This is a genomic window from Streptomyces sp. NPDC059003 (genome assembly GCF_042740445.1).
Taxonomy (GTDB): domain Bacteria; phylum Actinomycetota; class Actinomycetes; order Streptomycetales; family Streptomycetaceae; genus Streptomyces.
In genome coordinates, this window is sequence record NZ_JBHYJH010000294.1 from 1 (window position 1) to 6,801 (window position 6,801).

A 6,801-nucleotide genomic window follows, 5' to 3' on the forward strand; every position below is an offset into this window, starting at 1 on the left:
CTCTGGTTTCGGTGAAGGGGCGGGCATGGGGGCTCCCAGCCGGGCCCCCACCCGCATTGCACAGCACGCAACACCCTTTGCGCAGAGCGATATCGAAGGGGCACCATGCCCCCATGGACTCCGTGCTCGACCTCGCCCCCGTCATCCCCGTCGTCGTCGTGGACTCCGCCGAGGCCGCCGTACCGCTCGCGCGGGCGCTCGTCGCGGGGGGCCTGCCCGCGATCGAGGTGACCCTGCGGACCCCGGCGGCCCTGGACGCGATCCGGGCGGTCGCGGCCGAGGTCCCGGACGCGATCGTGGGCGCGGGCACCGTCATCTCGGCGCGGAACGTCGAGGACGCGGTGGCGGCGGGCGCCCGTTTCCTGGTCAGCCCCGGCTGGACGGAGGCGCTGCTCGACGCGATGCGGGGGTCGGGCGTGCCGTTCCTGCCGGGCGTCTCGACCACGTCGGAGGTCGTGGCGCTGCTGGAGCGCGGCGTGCGCGAGCTGAAGTTCTTCCCGGCGGAGGCGGCAGGCGGCACCGCGTATCTGAAGTCGCTCGCGGGCCCGCTCCCGCAGGCCCGCTTCTGCCCGACCGGCGGCATCTCCGCCGCGTCCGCGCCGTCGTACCTCGCGCTGAAGAACGTCGGCTGTGTCGGCGGCAGTTGGATGCTCCCCGCCGACGCGGTCGCCGCCGGGGACTGGGCGCGGGTCGAGTCCCTGGCGCGCGAGGCGGCCGCGCTGCGCTGAGCGCGGGGCTCAGCGCAGGTGGGCGGTGTCGTTGAGGAGCCGCACGCTGGCGTTGCCGTCCGCGTAGTACGCGACGGCGGACAGCGAGGCCGCCGACAGCTCCATGCGGAACAGCGCCTCGGGCGGCGCGCCGAGCGCGAGCCGTACGAGGGTCTTGATGGGCGTGACGTGCGTGACGAGCAGCACGGTGCGGCCCGCGTACGCGGCGAGCAGCTTGTCGCGCGCCGCCGAGACGCGGCTCGACACCTCGGCGAAGGACTCGCCGCCGGGCGGCGCGACCTTCGGTGAGCCGAGCCACGCGGTGAGCTCGTCGGGCTGGCGCTCGCGCACCTCGGCGAAGGTGAGGCCCTCCCACTGCCCGAAGTCGGTCTCGCGCAGCCCCTCTTCGAGGTGTACGTCGAGGCCGAGCCGGGCGGCGACGGTGCGGGCGGTCTCCTGGCAGCGCAGCAGCGGCGAGGAGACGACGGCCTGCACGGTGCCGCGTGCGGCGAGGGCGGCGGCGACGCGTACGGCCTGCTCACGGCCGATGTCCGACAGGGACGGATCACTGCCGCCGCTGCCGGAGAAGCGCTTCTGGGGGGTCAGCGGGGTCTCGCCGTGCCGCAGGAGTACGAAGGTCGCCGGGGCTCCCAGGTCTGCGGGCGCGGCCCACCCCACGGGCGGGGTGACGGTCCCGGCAGCGGCGCCACTCCCTCCGGCGACACCGGCCGCGACGGACCGCGCGGCCCGCGCATCGGCCGCGTCCGGGCCCTTTGCCGGGCGGGCTCCCACGTCGCGGGCCGCGCCCGTACCGACGCCCGCGCCAGCGGCGGTGTCCACGGACGCACCGGGGCCGGCGAAGCTCACGGCCCCACCAGCAGCCGCTCCAGCTCCAGCGTCCGCGCCCTCAGCCGTGCCAGCCGTAGCCGCGGCGCTCTCGTCCTCCGCTCGGCGCGCGGCGGAGCCGCCGAACGCCGCCCGGCCCGCCGCGACGGCGTCCGCGTCCGCCCCACGACGCCCACCGGCAGCAGCACCCGCCGCACCGGCCAGCGCCGCCCGGGCCTTCGCCGCCCCCGCCGCCGCGTCGCCGGGTGGACCGGCCGGAGGCAGGTCAGCAGGGCCCGCCAGGTCCGCCGTCGACTGTGACGGCGACCATGCCTCGCCCCGCTTCCCCGCGTCCATCGCCTCGTTGGCCAAGCGGTCCGCGTGCTTGTTCTTCTCGCGCGGGATCCACTCGTACGTCACCTGGGGCGCGGGCAGGATCCGGGCCGCCTCGGCCGCGAGGGGCTTCATGTCGGGGTGCTTGATCTTCCAGCGGCCCGACATCTGCTCGACGACGAGCTTGGAGTCCATGCGGACGTGCACGGTGGCCGTGGGGTCGAGGTCGCGGGCCGCCTTCAGGCCCGCGATGAGGCCCTTGTACTCGGCGACGTTGTTCGTGGCGACGCCGACGTACTCCGCGGTCTCGACCAGGGTCTCCCCGGACGCCGCGTCGATGACGACCGAGCCGTAGCCCGCGGGCCCCGGGTTGCCCCGGGAGCCGCCGTCGGCCTCGACGATGAACTCCCGCACCGCCGCCGCCCCTTACAGGCCGGACTCGGCGGTGCGCACCAGGATGCGGCTGCAGTTCTCGCAGCGGACGACCTTGTCGGGCGACGCCGCCTTGATCTCGTTCACCTCGGTGATGTCCAGCTCCAGGCGGCAGCCCTCGCAGCGCCGCTGGTGGAGCTTGGCCGCGCCGATGCCGCCCTGCTTCACGCGCAGCTTGTCGTAGAGGCCGAGCAGGTCGGCGGGGACGGAGCCCGCGACGACCTCGCGCTCCTTGGTGACCGTGGCGGCCTCGCGGTCGAGCTCCTCCTGCGCGGCGTCCCGGCGGCCCGTGGCGTCGTCGATCTTCGCCTGGACGGAGGCGACCCGGCCGGTGAGCTCGGCGACGCGCTCCTGCGCGGACTCGCGGCGCTCCATGACCTCGAGGACGACGTCCTCCAGGTCGCCCTGGCGCTTGGCGAGCGAGGCGATCTCCTTCTGGAGGTTCTCCAGGTCCTTGGGCGAGGTGATCGCGCCGGAGTCCAGGCGCTGCTGGTCGCGGGCGGCGCGCTGACGCACCTGGTCCACGTCCTGCTCGGCCTTGGTCTGCTCGCGGGAGCAGTCGCTGTCCTCGGTCTGGGCGGCGACGAGCAGGTCGCGCAGCTGGTTGAGGTCCTTCGTCAGCGACTCGATCTCGGCGTGCTCGGGCAGCGACTTGCGCTTGTGCGCGAGCTGCGCGAGGCGTACGTCCAGGTCCTGGAGGTCGAGGAGACGGATCTGGTCGGCGGGCGCGGCGTTCAGTTGGGGGCTCCAAGGTTGCTAGCGGTTGCTGGGGAGGACGCCGCGTGGGCGGTCCAGGGGTCGGTGACCATCTTCGAGACGTGGACGCGAAGGCCCCATCCGTGCCGGTCGGAGATCTCGTCGAGCTGCGCGGCCGCCAGCTCGCACCACGGCCACTCGGTGGCCCAGTGCGCGGCGTCGAGCAGCGCGAGCGGCGCCTGTGCGCGGGCCTCCGACACCGGGTGGTGGCGCAGGTCGGCGGTGAGGAAGGCGTCGACGCCCGCGGCGCGCACGGCGTCGAAGAGGCTGTCGCCGGAGCCGCCGCTGACGGCGACGGTCCTGATGGTCCGCTCCGGGTCGCCCGCGACGCGGACGCCCTGTGCGGTGGCGGGCAGCCGCCGCGCGGCCCGCGCGGCGAACTCGGCGAGCGGCAGCGGGTGTTCGAGCTCGCAGATCCGGCCGAGGCCGCGGCGGCCGCTCGCGTCGGTCGGGTCCGGTACGAGGGGTCGTACGACGCGGAGGCCGAGCGCGCCCGCGAGGGCGTCGCTGACGCCCGGGTCGGCGGTGTCGGCGTTGGTGTGCGCGACGTGCAGCGCGATGTCGTTCTTGATCAGGTCGTGGACGACGCGGCCCTTGAACGTCGAGGCCGCGACCGTCGTCGTACCGCGCAGATACAGCGGGTGGTGCGTGACGAGCAGGTCGGCGCCGAGCCTCACCGCCTCGTCGGCGATGTCCTGGACCGGGTCGACGGCGAACAGGACCCGGGAGACCTCCGCGTCCGGGTCGCCGCACACCGTGCCGACGGCGTCCCACTGCTCGGCCCGCTCGGCGGGCCACAGAGCGTCAAGGGCGGCGATCACTTCAGACAGACGGGGCACAGAAGAAAGGCTACCTTCCCCCTGCGCCCCTCCGGCCCTGGGTGACGTACACCCAGGACCGGCCGACCCGCTACTTGACCAGGTGGCCGCGCAGGTCGTCCAGGACCGAGTCGGCCGCCGTCACGCCGAGGCCCAGGTACCAGGTCTCGTCCGGGACGTCCTTGGCCCGGCCCTTCTTCACGGCGTCGAGCTTCTTCCACAGGGGGTTCTTCTCGGCGCCCGAGCGGCCGGTCTTCTTGGCGTCGCCGTAGACGCCGGTGAAGATCCAGTCGGCGTCGGCCGAGTCGATCTTCTCCGGGCTGATCTCGGTGGCCAGGTCGTTGACCTGCTGGTTCTTGGGGCGCGGCAGGCCGACGTCCTGGAGGATCGTGCCGATGAAGGACGCCTTGGCGTAGAGGCGGATGCGGTCCGGCATGTAGCGGAGCATCGTGACGGTCGGCTCCTTGGGGCCGATGTCCTTGCCGAGGGCCTTCGCCTTCTTCTCGTACGCGCCGAGCTTGGCCTCGGCCTCGGCGGTCCTGTCGAGGGCGGCGGCGTTGAGGAGGTAGTTCTCCTTCCACGTGAAGCCGGGGCGCACGGAGAACACGGTGGGGGCGATCTTGGAGAGCTGCGGGTAGAGCTTGGCGGCGCGCAGCTCGCTGCCGAGGATCAGGTCGGGCTTGAGGTTCGCGATCGCCTCGAGGTTGAGCGCGTTGATGGTGCCGACGTCCTTGGGGCTGCCCGCGTCCTTCTTCAGGTAGCCGGGGATGCCGTCGTCGCCCTCGGTGGGCGCGTAGCCGACGGGCTTGACGCCGAGCGACACGACGTTGTCGAGCTCGCCGACGTCGAGGACCACGACGCGCTTCGGCCGCTGCTTGAGCTCGGTCTTGCCCAGGGCGTGGGTGAGGGTGCGCGGGAACTGGCCGGGCTTGGCCGTGGTGCCCATCTTCGCGGTCTTCTCGGCGGCCTTCGCGAACTCGTCGCCGCCCTGCGCGACGGCCTTGCTGCCGCTGCCGTTGTCGGACTTGCCCTTGTCGTCGCCGCCGTCGCCGCAGGCGGAGAGGGCGAGCGCGCCGGCCACGGCGAGAGCGAGGGCGGCGGTGCCGCGGCGTCGTATGGACATCGGTACTCCGGTTTACTCCAGGAAAGCGCGCACCCAGGGTGCACTTAGGTTTGCCTAACCATAAGCGCCGCCTCCCCCACCCAGCACATTCGCCCCCGCGTTCTCAGGCGAACCGGGACAGCGCCACACGTACGCGTGAAGCGGAGGGCCTCGGATGCCACGCCAATGCGTACGAAAACTAGCGTCGCGCCAGGAGGTGACCCCAGATGACAGCCCCCGTGGTCGAGCCCCCGCCCCCCACCCCCCTCCCCGACGTGGTCGCGCTGCTCGGCGCGGCGGACGGCACCGGCGCGGTGGAAGGGGAGGAAGCGGAGGGGGGACGCATCACCGCCGACGGCGCGTACGCGGCGCGGCTCGCGCAGTCCGGCGGGTGCTGGTACCCCGAGCGCTGGACCCTCGACTCCGCCGAGCCGTACGCCGTGCCGCTGCCCGGGCACCAGCCCGAGGAGCCCGGCACGGATGTGCTGCCGCTGGCCGACGGGCGCGTCCTGGTCCACCGGCGCGCGGCCGGGCGCCATGTCTTCGCGCTCCTCTATCCCACCGGGCCGAGCACCGGCGAGGTGCCGCTCGGCGGGGTCGAGTGCGAAGGGGCCGAGCTGACGCTGCTTCCGCCCGCGCCCCGTGGCGCGTACGCGTACGCCCTCGCCGCCGGGCCCCGCTCGACGGCCGTCTGGCTGATCGCGGGCGGCTCCTTCGGGCCCGAGCACCTCGCCGAGATCCCCGGCCGCTGCACCGGCGGCGTCTGGCTCGACCGGACGAACCGGATGCTCGCCGTCGACCGCGAGCTCGACGGGCGCACCAAGACCGTGGCCGTCGACCTGGAGCGCGGCGGCGAGGTGTCGCCCCTGCTCCAGATCGCGGACGACAGCGACGACCGCCTGCTCCTCGCCGACGCCGACAGCGGCCTCCTCCTCATCCGCTCCGACGCGCCCGGCGAACCACGCCTGGGCTGGGGGGTGTTGGGCAGTACGCTCCCGGTCCGCTTCCCCGAGTGCCTGCGGATGGCGGGCCGCGCGGTGACGCCGTTCGCGATCCAGCCCGGCCAGGTCCTGACGCCGGAGGGCTGCGCGGTGGCCCTGTGGGTACGGGAGCGCGACTGTGCGGCCGAGCTGTACGCGTGGCGCCCCGCTGACCGGCGGGTCCATCAACTCGCCCCTCCTGACGGCTGGTTGCCGGGCGTCGGCCGCTGGACTCCGTCCGGGGTGCTGCGGCTGCCGTATGCGACGGGTGCGGTGCCGTGCGGGGTCGCGCAGGTGCGGGTGCCTGTGCGGGCGAGGGCCGGGGGTGGGGGTGGGCGTGGGGCGAGGAAGGACGGGGGACGTGGTGATGCTCCCCGGGCCGCGCGGGTCGCGGCCCGGGTGGCGCGGCCCGTTCCCCTTCAACAGGCACCCCTGGGCGGGCGTGGGGCCTCCGGTTAGACTCGCCCGGCTGTACGAACGATCTTTGTTACGGGGTGAGTTTCATGACGACTGAGACCAGTACGGATGTGGCTGTCGAGCCGCGGGAGCCGGTTTTTTCCTCTGTCGAGGGGGATGTCCCCGGGGCGGGGCGGCACCGGGGGCCGGTGGCGGACCATGACGAGGAGGGGGCGCCGCGGGGGCGTCATCGCCGGGAACCCTCTCCCACACAGTCCCGCTGACGCCGGGGGCTTGTCCTCCCCCACCCACCCGCCCTCACTCGTATGGGGCTTCGCCCCTTTCCCCTTTTGTCGCCGCTCCGCGGCTCGTCCTCAAACGCCGGACGGGCTGGATACCCCCCGCCCACCCGCCCCTGGGAGGGGGCGGGTGGGCGGGGAATGCGAGCGCGG

General features: G+C 73.9%; 6 protein-coding genes. 2 read left to right on the top strand and 4 right to left on the bottom strand.

The features are described from left to right. The first annotated feature begins 113 nt into the window (after nt 1-113). Entirely contained in the window at nt 114-728 is a 615-nt protein-coding gene (locus tag ACFWZ5_RS43680) for a bifunctional 4-hydroxy-2-oxoglutarate aldolase/2-dehydro-3-deoxy-phosphogluconate aldolase (RefSeq protein ID WP_384805474.1), read from the top strand. A 9-nt stretch (nt 729-737) separates the two neighbouring features. Here ACFWZ5_RS43680 and ACFWZ5_RS43685 read toward each other — a convergent pair whose 3' ends face one another. The 4 genes from ACFWZ5_RS43685 to ACFWZ5_RS43700 all read right to left on the bottom strand — a co-directional run bounded on the left by ACFWZ5_RS43685 (nt 738) and on the right by ACFWZ5_RS43700 (nt 4,994). Beyond that, the gene (locus ACFWZ5_RS43685; RefSeq protein WP_384805476.1) at nt 738-2,279 is read right to left on the bottom strand and encodes a bifunctional RNase H/acid phosphatase; all 1,542 of its coding nucleotides are present in this window, start codon (nt 2,277-2,279) and stop codon (nt 738-740) included. A 12-nt stretch (nt 2,280-2,291) separates the two neighbouring features. Next, a complete protein-coding gene (locus ACFWZ5_RS43690; RefSeq protein WP_384805484.1) occupies nt 2,292-3,035 on the bottom strand; it encodes a zinc ribbon domain-containing protein in 744 nt (247 codons plus the stop codon). Then, complete coding sequence (locus ACFWZ5_RS43695; protein WP_384805478.1) at nt 3,032-3,892, bottom strand: Nif3-like dinuclear metal center hexameric protein; 861 nt, start codon at nt 3,890-3,892, stop codon at nt 3,032-3,034. Before ACFWZ5_RS43695 ends, ACFWZ5_RS43690 begins: the two co-directional genes overlap by 4 nt. A 70-nt stretch (nt 3,893-3,962) precedes the next feature. Next, nucleotides 3,963-4,994, bottom strand: a complete 1,032-nt coding sequence (locus ACFWZ5_RS43700; protein ID WP_384805480.1) for an ABC transporter substrate-binding protein — start codon at nt 4,992-4,994, stop codon at nt 3,963-3,965. A 206-nt stretch (nt 4,995-5,200) separates the two neighbouring features. Here ACFWZ5_RS43700 and ACFWZ5_RS43705 point away from each other — a divergent pair, with 206 nt between their 5' ends. Beyond that, a complete protein-coding gene (locus ACFWZ5_RS43705) occupies nt 5,201-6,412 on the top strand; it encodes a hypothetical protein (RefSeq protein ID WP_384805482.1) in 1,212 nt (403 codons plus the stop codon). Nucleotides 6,413-6,801 lie beyond the last annotated feature (389 nt).